Genomic DNA, 353 nt, shown 5'->3' with positions numbered 1-353 from the left:
GACATTCGCCGAAAATTCGAATTTCTCAACTAAGAGAACTCACAAATTTTACCTTAGCCTGATCCGTTACCAGTGAAAGTAACGTTCAGTCTATCTTTCTATCACATACCCAAATTTTTAAAGAACGGTTCTGAAAAAGATCAGAGCTAAGTATTCGAAGCGAATATTTAGCTCTGCACTTTTACAAACGCATGAATCAAGCAATTCGTGTGGGAACTTATGGAGTAGCTGAGTCGTCGATTAAGGAGGTGATCCAGCCGCAGGTTCCCCTACGGCTACCTTGTTACGACTTCACCCCAGTCATGAATCACACCGTGGTAACCGTCCTCCCGAAGGTTAGACTAGCTACTTCT

1 rRNA gene is annotated in these 353 nt (G+C 43.1%); it reads right to left on the bottom strand.

Annotated elements, in window-relative coordinates:
- Positions 1 to 241 precede the first annotated feature (241 nt).
- A 16S ribosomal RNA gene (locus tag KW839_RS27350) occupies positions 242 to 353 on the bottom strand; the annotation flags it as partial.

This window comes from Pseudomonas sp. PDM31 (assembly GCF_019218965.1).
Classification (GTDB): domain Bacteria; phylum Pseudomonadota; class Gammaproteobacteria; order Pseudomonadales; family Pseudomonadaceae; genus Aquipseudomonas.
Note: the sequence above shows the minus strand (reverse complement) of the source record. Positions and strands in the feature narration are given on the sequence as shown.